The following is a 16,177-nucleotide window of genomic DNA, read 5'->3' on the forward strand; positions in this document are numbered from 1 at the left end:
ACAAATCTGCAGACATCGTGCCAGAACCCGGGCGTTTTACAGAGGACTCGCGCTGAACTTGGGCCAGTCCGCCATGCTCTTTTCGAGACAGGTCTTCGCCAGATCGAGCGACTCACCGATCACGACATGCATATCGAGATAGCGGTAGGTGCCGAGGCGACCAATGAACGTGATGCCCGGTTCCCTTTGAATCCTGTCCATATATTTCCGGAGCAGCTCCTTATCCTTTTGCAGACGCAGGGGATAATAGGGAGTGTCATGCGGTTCCGCGAGCTTGCTGTACTCGCGGAAACAGACCGTCTTCTCATGAGTTTCCCATGGCGCGAAATGCTTGTGTTCCGTAATGCGCGTATAGGGAATACGCGCTTCACAGTAGTTGATCACCGGGTTGCCCTGATAATCCCCGTCGGCATCGAAACGCTCAAACTGCAGGCTGCGATACTGGAGGCGGCCCAGCGCGAAGTCATAGTAGGCATCGATCGGGCCACTCCAGAACACGTGATCGAACTGATCCTTGAAGTTCGGATCAAATTTCTCTCCAAGCTGGACCTCGATGTTTTCGTGATCGAGGATTTTCTCGATGATGGCCGTATATCCTTCCACCGGGATGCCCTGATAACGGGACGTATAATAGTTGTCATCGTAATTGAAGCGCACCGGCAGACGGCTCAGGATGGAGGCCGGCAGTTCGGTGGGTTCGACGCCCCACTGCTTTTTCGTATAGCCGTAGAAAAAGTTTTCATACAGGTCGCGGCCCAGGAATTTCAAGGCCTGATCTTCAAAGGTTTTCGGTTCTTCAATCGAAGCGTCACCGAGGGAGGCGATAAACTCCCGGGCTTCACGGGGATCAAAGGTCTTGCCGAAAAACTGGTTGATGGTCAAAAGGTTGATTGGCAGCGAGAAAACGCCACGGGCTGTGACCGCCTTGACCCGGTTCGTATAAGGACCGAACTTCGCAAAGCGGTTCACATATTCCCACACATCCTCACGACTGGTATGGAAGATGTGAGGTCCATATTGATGCACCATGACGCCTGTGGCGGGATCACGTTCCGTGTGGCAGTTCCCGGCGAGATGCGGCCGCGATTCAAATACCACAATTTTATATTTTCCCGTTGCGGCCAGCTCCCTGGCCACCACAGCCCCTGCAAATCCAGCCCCGGCTATCGCAATCTTCTTTGTCATTCTTCATCCCCTATCTCATCGCCACACGGCATTCTGTCATAAATCGATCCAGGGCAGAGTCGAGTTTGGGCAGAAGCTGCCCCCTTTCACTCCCGAGTGCACTGAATTTTGGTCTTCGGGCCATATGCAGGACATTCGCCGAATCGATCGGTCGAATCAATTGCGTATCCAGGCCTTGAAGCCTGGCGGCTTCACAGGCGAATTCAAACCAGCTCATGACACCATTGTTGGCGAGGTGCCAGATTCCTGATTCGCCATCCATCAAAAGATCCAGGCTGGCATCCACCAGATGCGGCACATAGGTGGGCGAAACCACCTGATCATGGAAGGCACCGATTTCACGTCCGCGCGACAGCTGACGCAAGGACTGAATCACAAAGTTGTACTCATCCCAGGGCCCAAAGAACGCGCTGGTGCGAATGATCAGCGCCTCCTGATGGGCCTCGTTCACCCGACTTTCCGCCATCGCCTTGGACTGACCATAAATATTCAATGGCGCCGTGAAATCCCGTTCATTGTAGGGATTATTCTGTTGGCCATCGAAGACCAGGTCCGTGGAATAGGTGAGAAACTGAATGCCCATCGCGGCACAGATCTGCGAGAGCACCTGGGCTCCCTGCACATTCGCGCGGAAACAGGCCTCTGGATTTTTCTCCGCTTCATCCACCTTCACATAGCCGGCGGCGTTGATCACGGCCCACGGACGCAGCTCACTGAGGCAGGCCTGGACTGCCTGATAGTCCGCGATGTCGAGATCCCTGTGACTCAGCAAACGATACTTGAGGCCGCGGCGTTCACAGATAAAACCAAAGGCGGTGGCCAGGGTTCCTGGACTGCCTGTGATGAGTATCTGCCGCGACCTGTCCGGCCGCAGGATACTGCTCGGACGCTGACCGATGCCGACGTCCGGAACCGAAGTGGGATAGAGCACCCGATCCGCCCGATGCCACCAGCCGAGGGTATCGAGAGCCGGATGATCGAACTCCTCCCCTTGATTGATGGCCTTCACCAGCTTGGACAGGGCCGTGGGACGCGGCTCACGGCCTCCTCGAATATCGAAGACGCCGGACTCATAGTATCCGTCCGCACGGGTCACGAGGCTGTTCCAATCAAAGGAACCCAAAAGACTCCAGACCGTGACCGCCCGAATATCGACGTTTTCCGCGCGTAATTCATGAGCGGACTGCCAGACTTCATAAAGCCAGCGCAGCTGCTCGTCGCGGGTACAGCCCACATGACATTCGGTAATCGCCAAAGGCTGGCGATACCGTTGCCAGACTTCGCGCAGAAGCTCCTTCGGCCCATAGATGCATTCGCCACCCACGCGCACAGCTTCAATATCGGCATAACGATGCCGGGTATTGCCGCCGCGGCTGTGGGGCGGATAGAATTCAAAACGCTCATCCAGAAAGCGATTGCTGGTCAGATAGTGATTGATGCCCAGAACAGCCGGTGGGCATGGATTCTCACTCAGCATCAGCAATTGCTTTTCCTCGATGCCATATTCCATCATGTAATCCCACAGGGGATGATCCTGTGTGACACGACCGAAGAGCAGATCAAAACTGAGCCAGCGCCGGCGGTTTTCAAAACGCGCCTGATAAGCGAGGAAAGGGGTGCTGAAGATGCGACCCATATCCTCAGTCTGAATCAGTTCGGCCTCCGGAATATGCTGACGAATCGCCTGCATCGCCTGCGCAATGCCGAGGCACTCATGCAGAAGCATCTGCAGAAAGCTGCGGTCATTGCGATGATGCGGAAACCAAACCCCGTAAAGGCCGCTGAATCGCGCGGTGGTCAGGGGTTCGTTGATCGGCGTATAGCGTTTAACCCAAGGGTAACGCTGCGCAAACTGCGAGGCGAAATCCGCCAGCTTGTTTGGAAATTCCCGATCGAGCAGGTTGGTGGACGGAGGTCCACTGCCGTGATGGACAAAACCCACGATCGGTTCAATCCCCAGCTCACGAGCCAGGGCGAGCCGCTCATCCGCCCAGGACCAGTCAAAGCCACCCGAACTCCGATAGCAGCGTTCCCATAGGACGGGAAAACGCAGAGTCCGGATGCCCAGCTCGGCAAATCGCCTCAGATCCTCGGGCCGCGCATCATGACCACTCCACTTGATCTGATCAAAGTAGGTGTCCTGGACGCGGTTGGCGGTGCATTCCACACCTGCCCACAGCTCAAGCTTGTGTTCCATAAACCGCACTCGGTTGGACGACGTTTTGTATTATGTACTGCCCCTGCACCAGCTGCCACATATCCGCGTAAGTTTTATCCCAGGAATTTTGCTCCAGGAATTGATCCACGCGCTCCAGCCAGGCATCGTAGCCTTGACGATCGGCAAGGATGGCTTCAGCCTTCGCGATAAACGTGGCCGCATCATCGGCTATCGAAACCAGATTTTTATCGCCATAGGGATGCACAACATCGCGGATCGAGGTTGAAATCACGCGACAACCTGCCGCCAGGTATTCTGGAGTTTTGGTCGGACTGATATAACGGGTGGCATCATTCCGCGCGAAAGGCAGAATGGCAATGTCCCATCCCCCAAGGTATTCCGGGAGCTGTTCATAGGGCTTGCCGCCGAGATAAAAAATATTGGGTCTGCGCGGCAGCGATGCCGGATCGATTTTGACCACGGGCCCGACCATCACAAAGTTCCACTCGGGACGCGCGGCCGCCACCTGATCGAGGAGTTCGATATCGATGCGCTCATCGATGACCCCGGCATAACCAAAGCGGGGGCCTGGGATGGACGCCTGATCGGACGGGTCCTCGCGAGTGATGCGCCCCTTTGCGAAATGCGTCGTGTCCACACTGCTGGGGAAGGGATAGACCTTGCGGTGCAAGTGTCTTTTCGCTTCATACAGACTGAAGCCTCCCGTGAACACCATGTCGACCTTATTGATCAGGCTTTGCTCGAGCAGCGGCAACTCCTGAGGCGCAAACTTGAAGTTCGCCAATTGATCCATGCAATCATAGACGCTCACGACCGGCGTGAGGTGATAGGAATGCTTGAGATGCATGGGGCTGTAGTACCAGCTCAAATAGTGGACAATCTCATGCGATTCCATCATCGTGGTGAGGAGTTCTTTCATGGTGGCGTTCAACTCCACTTCATCCCGGCCATGGGGAATATGCGGTGTCGCCACGTAAAGATTCTCCCCGTCCTGATGCACATGCAGGCGCGGTGCGGATTCGTCGGTGAATATAGGTTCTTCGAAGAAGAACACCCGACGTTCACGCGCGATGCGAGTCATCAGATGCTGGGGACGTTGAAACACAAAGTTCCAACGCAAATGCGAAAAGCAGATCAGATCGGGTTTCGTGATATTGTCAAAGGCATTCATCTGGTTTTTCATTCTCAACTCCTCGTTTCAAGGCTGCACAATTGCAATAGGCATACCGTTCGCATGTACGCCTTGGAAACGCAGGTTGATTACACCGGGAGCAGGGGATGAGTAGGGATATGGCAACGCGTATTCTTCACCCATCGTCATAAAGCCATAATACAGAAAGCCCCAAGCCTGACGGCCTGGGGCAAAGCCTAAGACACTCGCTCCTCCAGGAAGATGGAAAGGCTTTCAGCCTCCCGCTGGGCCAGCTGGCCCTTGTGGGCCGGGCGGTCCTTGAGGTCCTTCAGGACCTTGCGGTCCTGTTTCACCCCGTGGTCCGCGTGGACCCGGATCGCCCATGTCACCCTTCGGACCAACAGGACCTTCGGGGCCTGTCAAGCCTATATCTCCTTTAGGACCCTGAGGTCCGACGGGGCCTGTATCGCCCTTGTCGCCTTTGGGTCCCTGAAGTCCAACTTCACCACGGGGACCTTGTGGACCCATGATACCCGTATCACCTTTGTCACCCTTCGGACCCTGTGGACCCATCAGTCCTTGCGGACCTTGTGGACCCATGGGACCGACATCACCCTTCAGACCTTGCGGACCGACCGGGCCGATTTCACCGCGTGGACCCTGCGGTCCTTGAGGTCCGGTGTTGCCTTGCAGACCTTGTGGACCCATGGCACCCATGTCACCTTTATCGCCCTTGTCACCGCGATCCCCTTTATCACCTTTGGGACCGGTTTCACCGCGTGGACCCTGGTCCCCGCGATCGCCTTTATCACCCTTGTCGCCTTTATCGCCTTTGGGTCCTTGCATGCCCTGAGGACCCTGGGCTCCGGTGTTGCCTTTTTCACCTTGCGGGCCCATCGGACCAGCAGGACCCACTCCACCGCGATCACCCTTCGGTCCTTGCAGACCCACGCGACCATAGTGGAAAGGGGCAAAGAAGGGCACGATCTGCTCTTCAGCAGCGTTCTTCAAATGAAAGAGCATGGAACCGGCAGGCCGAGCCAAAAGCTCCTTCGGCAGTTTGATTTCCTTGCCAAGGACAGTCATGAAGTTGCAGCTGTTATGCATCACAACTTTATGTCCCTCAGCTCCCCACAAAACCTGTTTCGTGTTTTTATCGAGGATGGAAATTTCAAACCAGTTGAGCATGGAACAGACGTCCTGCTTGCGCGAGCAGTAGCAGTCCGCTTCGATATAAACATAGGCCGCACCATCGTAATCGTTGACGGGCGGATGGGGATTGTTCTGACCCGGATCATTCTGCCCCGGATCCTCACCGGGATTCTGTCCGGGGTTCTGCCCAGGATTTTCAGTGTTCTGCCCGGGATCTTCCTTGCCATCGTCCGTACCGGAATCAGGCGTGCCGCCCGGCGTGGTTCCAGTTTCGTCTGCTTTGCCCGTTGCGGGAGACCCACTGTTATCGGTGATGGTCTCGGGGTTCGCATCCTGTCCCTGGACCACAACCGGTGTCGTTCTCCGTTTGACTTCTTCCTCCGGAATGCCGCAGCCAAGCAGCAGCAATGCGAAGGCAAAAGCCGGCCCGGTGCACGCAAGGTGCACTTTCACTGGATGTTTCATTGGTCCCCTCTTCTCTAACTCTTGGGTTTGCATGAGTCCCGCAACACGATCGGCTCCAGCGGCAGGAACTTGAGAACACGAAAAAAAGTGCCGTCTATTCCGGAACCTGCAAAGATTTTTTGGCTGGATGAGGGGGTATGGCTTGGGGGCTCCCCAAGCGATTTTAGGGGGAAACCAGCCGTGGCGACTGGCAAATTTCCTGATTCCCGCTGGGGTTTTGGTAAGGATTCGAAAGGCGTCAGAGTTTAAGACGTTGACCGGTTGGTATGGATACCCACTGCTCCGAAGTCATCTCCCGCAGGCGATAGCTGGGAAAACGGAGAAGGAAACGCTCCGCATCGACCTCCCGTTTGCGGCAGCGTTCAATCTTATAGATTTTTGAGTAGTAGGACAGGTAGGTGCCGTTCAAACCCTTGCAGGCTTCATCCAAAGGCAGAACGTCCACGTTCTTTTCCATGACCAGCATCTTTTTATATTCATCATTCAAGGACGAAGGAAATTCCTTGCCGATAGGCAGCGCGAGAAATTCCTCTTCCGGCAATTCCAGAACGTCCTGGGATTTCTTGGGGTGCTTCGCCGCGTGATCCGCGTAAGTATCCCAGTCCGGGAAGGGGCGCTTTTTACAGCCTTCCACATAGAAAACGTCTGAAGCGCGCGAGATGATATAGCGACCTTCGATTTTTGCGCAGTTCGGTTTTTTTCCCTTCGGCGAGGATCCCAGGGCCGGACCTTCGGGAATTTTCGCGATCGTGATATTTTCCACGCCGATCACGCGACGACCTTTCAGGATCGGATTCCGCTCATCATCGTCCGGCATGATCTCGCGTCGCTTGCAACCTTCCACCTTGAAGACACGATCATAATAAGCGATGTACTTGCCCTCGAACTTGCGACATTCGGCTTTGATTTCGGCATCGGTGAACGTGGTTTTTTTCGGCAGCTTGGGTGGCGGCAGTTCATTGGAATCCGTTGGGGGCGAACCCGATGTGCTTTCCGGCGTTGTGGCCCGCGCCAGAGGACGATCGTCCACCACAGGCTCCTCGTCCTGATCCGGCCACTGCGGTTCCTCAACCGGTGGCGCCATCTCCGGCTCTTCAAATTGTGGCTTGGGCAGATTCTCGATTTGCAATCGCGGAATGGCCAGAGCCGAAGAGGTCAAACTCAAACTTCCCATGGCCAACACGAGGCCCCAGGACTTCAAAAATTTCATTCCATAGCCTTTCTCAACGTAGCTCCCTGTCAGGAACCCTAACAGGTGTCACCCCAATGGGCCTTTAACCCATTTAAAAGCCTGCAGGAATCCTTGGCAACTTCTTTGCAAGCACGCCCACTAGGCGTAGTAGCTGTCGTTCCTTCTGCGGAGTGGACTATGTTGTTGGATAAACTGCTGAATTTCATGGACCTGGCCTGCATCGACCCCCGGATGTACTGGAAGCTGCCTACCCTCGATGGGACGCAGCTCTACGAAATCCAGTGGCGTCGCGATGATAAATTGCGCTGGCGCTTTCGCAAGGTCGGCGCGCTCCTCTGGGAACTCAGCTCCGAACAGGCACTCGTTCACCAATTGACCGAGCACAGGATCGACATCGAATTATTTGAATCCAAGTTGAAAACCGGGCTCCTGCAGCAGGTCGCCTATGCGGACCGCGTGGTGCGCGATGCCTGCAAAATTATGGGAGCCGAGACTGTGGAACAGGCGATTGCGGATCAGCGCAGCTTTTTATCACAGCTCGAGGATGCCATCGCCATGCTCACGAAGTTGCCTTCCACGAGCAAGCCTAAACTGCGAGTCATTAGAGATAGCGAAGAAGCCGCTCACCCGTGACGAGCGGGCTGGCCTGACCGAAGAAGCCGCTCACCCGTGAGGAGCGGGCTGGCCTGACCGAAGAAGCCGCTCACCCGTGACGAGCGGGCTGGCCTGACACATTGCATCGGCAGACAGACCGGGCTAAGGTAAAAAGATAGCCGCAAGGAGGTTTTCTGCCATGCCCAGTGCAGCGATGTTGCCGCGTGTCAGCCATCTGCAGCCGGCCCTGGATCGCTGGCCTGCTGATATGCACAGTCGAGCCTCAGCGGTATTGATGCTGTTCATTCCCGATCCCGAGCCCCAGGCTCCGGCCCGCATTGTTTTCACCCGACGCTCGACCCTGGTGCGCACGCATAAGGGTCAAATAGGATTCCCCGGAGGACGCCGCGAAGCCGGCGATGCCAGTCCTGTGATCACGGCCCTGCGGGAAACACATGAAGAAATTGGTCTGCCGCCCGACGCCGTGGAAGTGCTCGGGATGTTGCCGCCTCTGCCCAGCCTCGATCGTCGCGCGGTTGTTCCCATCGTCGGCTTCAGTCATGTGAATCTGTCAACGCTGGCCGCCAACGAGGATGAAGTCGCTGAACTTTTCGCTTTGCCCTGGCCCAGTTTCGCCCCCGAGGCCATGCAGAATTTACGTTTTAATGTCTTCGGCCTCTGGCGCGATACCCCTTATTTTCCAGCTCTGGGGTATCATGTCTGGGGCCTCACCGCCTGGATGCTGAAAACCGCCGCGCTGCACTCATAGTCCGGCGCGGGTCTGCTCGCGAATCAAACCGATCAGGGTCATCCGCGGAACCTTCTGCCGATCCGGAATGCCGAGAACATCGGCATACTTCATCAGTTCCTCATGGCTCAATTCTTCGTAATTGTCATCGGCGCCGATCGGCTTGGCCACAGTCGGCTGCCTGTGATCATGGGTTTCACGGACATCCTGAGCGATGCGGGAGGTTTGATGCAGTTGCGCATCAACGGCTTCCGAACTCTGATCCGAGACTCCGGTCAGCCTATCTCCATCGGCGGGATCCCACTCATCATCGATATCGGTGGCGGAACCACCTTGCACGGTTCGGTTGCCGTCCAGCACAAATTCATCACGGTCCCGAATATGGGCGGTTTCGGCAAAGATCGTGGCTTCATCTTCTGCGGTTTGCTCTTCCTTATCAATGACGCTCTTTTTCTTTTGTTCCATGGAGCTATTCCCCCTTGAAAAGCCTTAAGACCTGAGAGCAACATAACATGAAGCCCTCCGCAGAGGTATGGGGTGAAGGTTGTGTACATCAAAATGTGAGGTTTAAAGATGGCGGAATCCACATCGCATCGGCCCCTGCTTTGGCTGGTGGCGGTCGGTTTCTTCATGCAGACCCTGGATTCCACCATCGTCAATACCGCGCTTCCTGTCATGGCCCGTGATCTGGGCGAGAGTCCTCTCCGCATGCAGTCGGTGATCATCGCCTATTCCCTGGTGATGGCGATGCTCATTCCGATTTCCGGCTGGATCACCGATCGTTTTGGGACGCGCAAAACTTTTTTCGGGGCCATTCTGGTTTTTACTTTGGGCTCCCTATTCTGCGCCGTCTCGACGAGTTTAAATGAACTGGTCGCGTCGCGTGCCCTCCAGGGAGCGGGGGGAGCCATGCTCCTGCCGGTGGGACGGCTCGCGGTCTTGAAGGCCGTTCCCCGTCGTGAATTTCTAGGAGCCATGACCTTTGTCACCATCCCGGGTCTGCTCGGCCCGTTGATCGGTCCCACACTCGGCGGATGGATTGTGGAATACACGTCCTGGCATTGGATCTTTTTTATCAACATTCCCATCGGCATCATCGGTTGCTTTACCGCGCTCCCATTCATGCCTGACTTTCGCAGTGCGGAACGACCGCAGCTCGATCTGTCCGGATTTTTGTTGCTGGCCTTCAGCATGGCGTCCATCTCCATTGCCCTGGAGGGCATGTCTGAATTTGGCTTTCGGGGAATTTATGGACTTGTCGTCCTGATCTTTGGCCTCGCGAGCCTGGCCGCATACTGGCTGCATGCCCTGAAGCATCCGGCTCCGCTCTTTCCTGTGAAACTTTTTTCCACGGATAGTTATCGGATCGGACTCCTGGGCAATCTCTTCGCAAGGATCGGCACCGGGGCCATGCCCTTTCTGGTGCCGCTCATGCTCCAGGTGGGCCTGAAGCTGACGCCTTCGGAAGCGGGCATGATGATGATCCCGATCGCCCTGACCGGAATGCTGGTGAAAAGGTTCGGCAAGCCCATGATTGATCGCTATGGCTATCGGCGCATTCTGATAAGCAATACGCTGGTCGTCGGAGCCTGCATGGCGAGCTTTGCCCTCTTTGGTGCGGATCATCCGCAGTGGCTCCGCTATGTTCAGCTCTCCATTTTCGGAGCGGTGAACTCCCTTCAATTCACAGCGATGAATACGATCTGTCTCAAGGATCTCGAAACCGAGTTGGCCAGCAGCGGCAACAGCCTTTTATCCATGGTCCAGATGCTGTCGATGTCGCTCGGTGTCGCCGGAGCGGGAGGCCTGCTGGCCGCCGTTTCCCGGCAGATCGGAGCGGATACGCCCACCGACCTGCTACGGGCCTTTCAGATCACTTTTGTCTGTGTAGGCCTCGTCACTGCCGCTTCCGCCAGCATATTCTGGCAGTTGGAGCCGGATGCCGGAGGTCAGGACAAACGCAGCGATGAAGTGGAGATGGAAATGGGCTGACCAGCCTCCTGACAGCTCGGTCTTTCGCTGACATCTGGATCCCAATAAATATTAGTTATTTTAGATAGTTATCAAGGATAAAAATGCGGCAAAGCGCTTGCATTAAGGGGGCAGCTGCCTGATTTGGCCTGGTTCCTTCTGGAGGTAATTGTCGTTATGAAACTGATGCTGAAACTCTTCGTCTGTGTTGGAATACTTCAAGCCTGTGGTCAATCTGAAACGCAATCCCCACAAAATGCTGCGACACCTCAGGTGCAGGTTCAGACTGATCCTGATGCCCTGAGAGATGAAGAGATCGCCGCTTTGGAAAAAGAAGCCGCGCGTCTCGAAAAGGAACTGAGAGAACTCTCCGGTGAATCCGATCGCTACTCGTCCGTGGTTGGCAACATGCTGGCCGGCGTGCAGCAGGAGCTGCCTGACCTCGGCGACAAGCCGCAGGACGACAACGATGACAAGGATGATAACGATTCCAAGGATAGCGGCAAAGGTTCGGATTCCGGCAAAGGTTCGGGCAAGGACAGCGATCCCCGTACCGACAAAGGCAAGGATACGGACAAGGGCCAAGGCCAGTGTTCAGAAAAATGCCAGATCATCCAGGAGATCATCAACGCGATCAAGTCGGGTGACTGTGACCGCGCCAAGGATCTGATCGATGATCTGAAGGACGTCATCAAGTCCAAGAAAGCTGACTGCGAGAAAAAGTTGAAAGACTGCCGTGAGAAAATTAAAAAAGCCAAGGACTGCCGCGATCGGAACAAGGGTGGCAAGGACGGCTCGAACGACAAGGACGACGATGACGACGACAATGACAAAGGCTCGTCCCGGAATAATGGTAAAAGCAAAGGCTGACATGCCGGGGCCGTTTCAGGCCCCTTTTCATTTTCTGCATCCCATCCTCCCTTCGACCTCCGCATAGCCTCGCGACATAAATAAAATCCCTTATGGCCCTGCGAAGAGTCATGATATTGTTATGGCAAGCAAAAAAAACTGAATCGGGCGCAACTCGGAAGCTTAGCCTTTCTTATAGGAGTATTGTTTGATGCAGAAGTCTTTTCCATCCATGGCTCTCGGCCTTGTCCTCGTCATCAGTGGCTCCGGCCCCTTGCATGCCTTCGAATGGGGTAGCACCAACGTTCAATACCTCAAGGGCAGTGACTATGTGAATCCCTTCGTGCCGGAAAACAGCCCCGATCGGAAGTTCGACCAGGACCTCCTGACGGTCGAGCATGCCAACGGCTGGAAATATGGGGATAACTTTTTCTTTGTCGATGCCGGCAGCCCCAGCCAGTCCAATCCCAATCCTTCCGTTTACTTTGAATATGCGCCGCGCATCAGCAGTAAGAAAACCCTGGGCGTGGAGTATGGCGGACTGATTGCGGACGTCCTTCTGTCCACGCAATATAATGCGACCAATGGCTTTCCTGTTTACCTTTATGGTGCGGCGGTTGACTTGAATCTTCCCGGTCTCAATTTCTTTCAGACCAATTTTTATATTCGAGATGACCGCAACCTGGAAGGCACCAGCTTTCAGGCCACCATCGTCTGGAGTATGACGTTCAAGGCAGGCATCGACTGGGATTTTGCCGGCTTCGTCGACTACGCAACCGAGGAGGGCGATAAAACAACAGGCCTAAGCGAAGCCAACCTCCTGACCCAGCCCGCGATACTGGCCAGGCTTACGCCCGAACTCGGCGTGGGTCTGGAATATCAATACTGGTCCAACAAACTGGGCGTAAAGGATGCCAACGAATCCCTGCCTCAGCTGCTGGTGAAGGTTCAGTTTTAAGCCTCTCGGTGCAGGGCCCGGGCCCTGCCTCACACCCGCCTTTCAGACTTTTTTGAATGCATTCCCCGGAAACAGCCAAAGACCCTAAAGTTTGCCCCCTCCCATGCGATAGATCATGGGATGGATCATAAGGGAGCATAAAATGGGTCTTAATTTTCGCTTTTCGATGTTCGTCGCCTTGCTGTGTGGAGCGCTCCCTGTGCAGGCCAGCGCCCCTCTGAAAAAAGCCAGCTTTCGCCCCCAGTGGGTGCCCCAGGCTCAATTCGCTGGCTATTATGTGGCCCAGGCCAAGGGCTTTTATAAGGAACAGGGCATCGACCTTGAAATCCGAGCGGGTGGCCCGGGCATCATCGCGCTCAATAACGTCGCCGGGCAGAAGGATACCTTCGGCACCGACTGGCTGCTCGGGGGTCTGACGGCAGCCTCCAAGGGCGCGCCGATCGTCAACATCGGCCAGATGTTTCAGACCAGCGGTCTGATGCTGGTGGCCTTCAAAAAAAGCGGTATTACCGAACCGAAACAAATGAAGGATCGAACGGTCGGCATCTGGCCTGGACTCTTTGCCCTGTTGCCGCAGTTGCTCTTCAAGAAATATGAAGTCCAACCCAAGCTCGTCAGCCAAAAATTTTCCATCGAGGATTTCCTGAAGGGCCAGCTGGACGTCGCCTCGGCCACCTCGTACAACGAATATCCCTTGATGCTGGAATCAGTAAAACAGGCCGATCTCACCACCTTTCATTATCGAGACTTCGGCCTCAACATTCCTGAGGATGGCATCTACGCTCATGCCGAGACCTGCAAAAAAGATCCCGCGCTCTGCCAGGGCTTTGTCAAGGCGAGCATCAAGGGCTGGCTCCATGCCTTCGATCATGCCGACGAAGCTGTGGACCTCATCATGGCCGAAGCCCAAAAGGCCAAGACGGGCACCACCCGCACGCATCAACTGACCATGCTCAAGGAAGTCAAAAAACTGATGCTCTATAACATCAGTCCGGAGCGTATCGGCGAACTAAGCAAGGCCACCTTTGATTTTGCCCAGACGTCACTCAAGGACAGCAAGCAGTTGAACAAGCCCGTATCCTACGAAAGTTTCCATAGGCCCATCGCCAAATAATGGCGAAGACCCTGCAGGAGTTGTGCGCCCATGAAAGAACTCGACGCTCCCGTGAATCGCCTGTCCGTTAAAATCAAGCTCGCGGTCATCCTGATCAGCTTTGCCTTGATTCCCTCGTTGATCGTGGGCGTCGTTTCCTATTTTTTCGCACGCAACCTCTCGCAGCGCTACGAATTGAATGTGGAAGTCCTGGCCGCGGATCTATCCAAGCAGCTGACGGAAACCTTTGCGCTCGTCAGCCGCAACCTGCAGCTATTAAGCGAAAAAACTGAATTCTATGATGCCGCTGGCGCCAGCCCCGGCACGGAAGTCATCGCGATTGCCGAGATCCTGAAGGAAACCGTAAGCACTCAGAATCTTTATCGCTATCTGATCGTCACCGATATCAATGGCAATATTGTCGCCACCCAGGAGCCAGGCAGCAGCTGGGTGGGCAAATCCCTGGAGGTTTCCGCTGAACTGACAAAAGCGCGGCAGGGACAGCTCATGCAGAGTGCACCAGGCTCCTTCACGCTTTTCGATCAAGCCATCGTTGGCTTTTGGACCCATGCTCCGATCTATTCGGCCTGGGACAAGGCCACACCGGTGGGCATCGTCAGCGGCTTTTCAGAAATATCCCAGCTGGCTGAGGTGGCCCTCTCGATGAAAATCGACGGCAAGCCTCAGGATCAGAGCCGCTATGTGCAGGTGTTTGATGCCGCCAAGGGCAGCGCCCTGATCACACCGACCTTTATGAGCCCGGCCGATCTCAATCAGGGAACGACCCTGCAGGCTCGGCTGGGACCCGAGCAAGCGAGCACACGGCTGACCAATTGGAAGGACAGCTGGAACCCCAAGATCGTGGGTCTTCAGCGGAATGCGGAGACGGGGATCCTGGTCGCCGTCTTTGTGGATGAAGCCATCGTCTATCGCAATATCAGCACGCTCAAAAACTTCATCATCCTCTTTATGTGTGGCATCGTGGTGGTCGCCGGCATTTTCGTCCTTCCCATCTCGCGCATCTTCACCACGCCTCTATTCAGGCTGCTGGAAGGTGTGAAGATCATCGGTGCGGGTGATCTGAATCACAAGGTCAAACTATCGAGCCATGATGAATTTGGGGTCCTGGGCCAGGCCTTCGATTCGATGACGGATCAGCTGAAAAATTCCCAGGCCATCATTGAACAGAAAAATCTGGAACTCACCTCCATCAACCAGAATCTGGAAAAGATGGTCGAGGAGCGAACCCGCACCATTCAAACGATCCTCACCAATGTGAAAAGTGGATTCCTGATCGTCGATGCCAGGCTGCAGATTATGGAAGGCTTCACACGGTCCTGCCTGGATCTCTTTGGTCCTCAGCTGAAAGCCGGAATGAAACTTTCGGCCGCTCTCGGTCTGAAAGGGAAAAAGCAGGACCATGTGGACGTGGCTTTGGATCAGGTCTTCAGCGACGTCTTCCCCTCGGAGGTGTCCCTCTCGCAAATACCGGAGCGCTTCCGCCTGGGCGATAAGGTGCTGGCTCTGCAGGGCAGTGTCCTGCGCAGCGGGGATGAGGTTTCCGGCATTCTCTATACTGTCGTGGATGCCACCAAGCTGGAGAAAGCTGAAATCGAGAGCCAGACCAACTGGGCCCTGGTCAAGATCATTCAGAACAAGGATGCCTTCCGCAGTTTCCTGGCTGAAATGAAAGTCCTCCTGAAACAGGGTTATACAGCTGCCGACGACGGGGATCAGGACCGGATGCGCAGCGCTCTGCATACCATCAAAGGCAACGCCGCCTCCTTCGGTTTAAGGGAGGCCGCGGAAATCACGCATCAAATCGAAGAGAAGGTGGCGATCCAGAAGGCGGACATCAGCCTGATCGAGACGACTCTGCGGGACTTCCTCAGCACGCATCAGAGTACGCTGGAACTCAGTTTCGATGATGATGACAGTGGCGAAATCCTTGCAATCCATAAAAATGAATTGGACAAGCTTGGCAGCCAGCTGCAGAAGGCCAGGAATCTCATGGAGGCTGTGGAGGCCTTTGACACCTGGCTGTCGGGTGTGAAGCAAAAGACGGCCCGGGCTTTGCTGGGGCCTCTGCAGGACTATACGGAAGCGCTGGCCGCGCGCCTGGGCAAGAACATTCATTTGGTGATTGAGGGTGGTCAGACCACGATGCAAGCCGAAATCATGATGCCTATCCTTCAGTCGCTGACGCATCTCATACGGAATTCCATTGATCATGGCATCGAGGCTCCCTGGGAGCGTCAGGGAAAACCGGAAACCGGTATGATCAGGCTGCACTTTGAAGCGGATGATCAGGCTTGGCGCATCGAAATTACGGATGATGGCCGTGGCATCAATGGCGATGCCGTGCTCAGGAAAGCGGTGGAACGCGGCCTGATCAGCGCGAGCCAGGCCGGACAAATGTCTCATGATGATCGTTGCCAGCTGATCTTCCTCGGCGGACTCTCCACTGCGGAAGCGGTTACCGATGTGTCGGGTCGGGGTGTGGGGATGGCAGCTGTGGCGGAAGCCATTCATGAGGCCAAGGGCACCATTCACGTTTCCAGCAGCCTGGGGCAGGGCACCAAATTTGAAATTCACATTCCCAAGCCTGGGGCGGCATCGCAGTCTGGAAAAGCCCGCATTGCCTGAGCCGGAGGCAGGG

The 16,177-nt window shown here is 55.4% G+C and carries 13 protein-coding genes; 7 read left to right on the plus strand and 6 right to left on the minus strand.

Annotated features, from left to right (window positions below; genetic code table 11):
- Positions 1–36: 36 nt before the first annotated feature.
- From glf to OLTU_RS26295, 5 genes are all read right to left on the minus strand, one after another.
- A complete protein-coding gene (glf, locus tag OLTU_RS26275; RefSeq protein ID WP_141735703.1) occupies positions 37–1,185 on the minus strand; it encodes a UDP-galactopyranose mutase in 1,149 nt (382 codons plus the stop codon).
- A 10-nt stretch (positions 1,186–1,195) separates the two neighbouring features.
- Positions 1,196–3,382, minus strand: a complete 2,187-nt coding sequence (gene rfbD, locus OLTU_RS26280; protein WP_141735704.1) for a dTDP-4-dehydrorhamnose reductase — start codon at positions 3,380–3,382, stop codon at positions 1,196–1,198.
- Positions 3,366–4,547, minus strand: coding sequence for a glycosyltransferase family 1 protein (locus OLTU_RS26285; RefSeq protein ID WP_218110274.1), 1,182 nt, complete (start codon positions 4,545–4,547; stop codon positions 3,366–3,368). The genes rfbD and OLTU_RS26285 overlap by 17 nt, the downstream gene beginning before the upstream one ends.
- A 222-nt stretch (positions 4,548–4,769) precedes the next feature.
- On the minus strand, positions 4,770–6,113 hold the full coding sequence (locus OLTU_RS32995) for a collagen-like domain-containing protein (RefSeq protein WP_218110416.1): 1,344 nt from the start codon (positions 6,111–6,113) through the stop codon (positions 4,770–4,772).
- A 238-nt stretch (positions 6,114–6,351) separates the two neighbouring features.
- Entirely contained in the window at positions 6,352–7,323 is a 972-nt protein-coding gene (locus OLTU_RS26295; RefSeq protein WP_141735706.1) for a hypothetical protein, read from the minus strand.
- 159 nt (positions 7,324–7,482) lie between these two features.
- Between OLTU_RS26295 and OLTU_RS26300 the strand changes: the two genes are divergently transcribed.
- Together OLTU_RS26300 and OLTU_RS26305 are read left to right on the plus strand one after the other, a co-directional pair.
- Positions 7,483–7,938 carry a hypothetical protein gene (locus tag OLTU_RS26300; RefSeq protein ID WP_141735707.1) on the plus strand — a complete coding sequence of 152 codons (456 nt, stop codon included), beginning with the start codon at positions 7,483–7,485 and terminating at the stop codon, positions 7,936–7,938.
- 160 nt (positions 7,939–8,098) lie between these two features.
- The gene (locus tag OLTU_RS26305) at positions 8,099–8,668 is read left to right on the plus strand and encodes an NUDIX hydrolase (protein WP_141735708.1); all 570 of its coding nucleotides are present in this window, start codon (positions 8,099–8,101) and stop codon (positions 8,666–8,668) included.
- Here the strand turns inward: OLTU_RS26305 and OLTU_RS26310 are convergent.
- A complete protein-coding gene (locus tag OLTU_RS26310; protein WP_141735709.1) occupies positions 8,663–9,112 on the minus strand; it encodes a hypothetical protein in 450 nt (149 codons plus the stop codon). The two genes, OLTU_RS26305 and OLTU_RS26310, sit on opposite strands and share 6 nt — an antisense overlap.
- Positions 9,113–9,220: 108 nt before the next feature.
- Here OLTU_RS26310 and mdtD point away from each other — a divergent pair, with 108 nt between their 5' ends.
- From mdtD to OLTU_RS26335, 5 genes are all read left to right on the plus strand, one after another.
- Entirely contained in the window at positions 9,221–10,639 is a 1,419-nt protein-coding gene (mdtD, locus tag OLTU_RS26315; RefSeq protein ID WP_141735710.1) for a multidrug transporter subunit MdtD, read from the plus strand.
- 156 nt (positions 10,640–10,795) lie between these two features.
- Entirely contained in the window at positions 10,796–11,488 is a 693-nt protein-coding gene (locus tag OLTU_RS26320) for a hypothetical protein (RefSeq protein WP_141735711.1), read from the plus strand.
- Between the two features lie 190 nt (positions 11,489–11,678).
- A complete protein-coding gene (locus tag OLTU_RS26325) occupies positions 11,679–12,425 on the plus strand; it encodes an outer membrane protein OmpK (RefSeq protein WP_141735712.1) in 747 nt (248 codons plus the stop codon).
- A 142-nt stretch (positions 12,426–12,567) separates the two neighbouring features.
- Positions 12,568–13,539, plus strand: a complete 972-nt coding sequence (locus OLTU_RS26330) for an ABC transporter substrate-binding protein (RefSeq protein WP_176736981.1) — start codon at positions 12,568–12,570, stop codon at positions 13,537–13,539.
- Between the two features lie 30 nt (positions 13,540–13,569).
- The gene (locus tag OLTU_RS26335) at positions 13,570–16,164 is read left to right on the plus strand and encodes an ATP-binding protein (protein WP_141735714.1); all 2,595 of its coding nucleotides are present in this window, start codon (positions 13,570–13,572) and stop codon (positions 16,162–16,164) included.
- The last annotated feature ends 13 nt before the right edge of the window (positions 16,165–16,177 follow it).

The sequence above is a fragment of the Oligoflexus tunisiensis genome (assembly GCF_001748245.1).
In the GTDB taxonomy this organism is placed as follows: Bacteria; Bdellovibrionota_B; Oligoflexia; order Oligoflexales; family Oligoflexaceae; genus Oligoflexus; species Oligoflexus tunisiensis.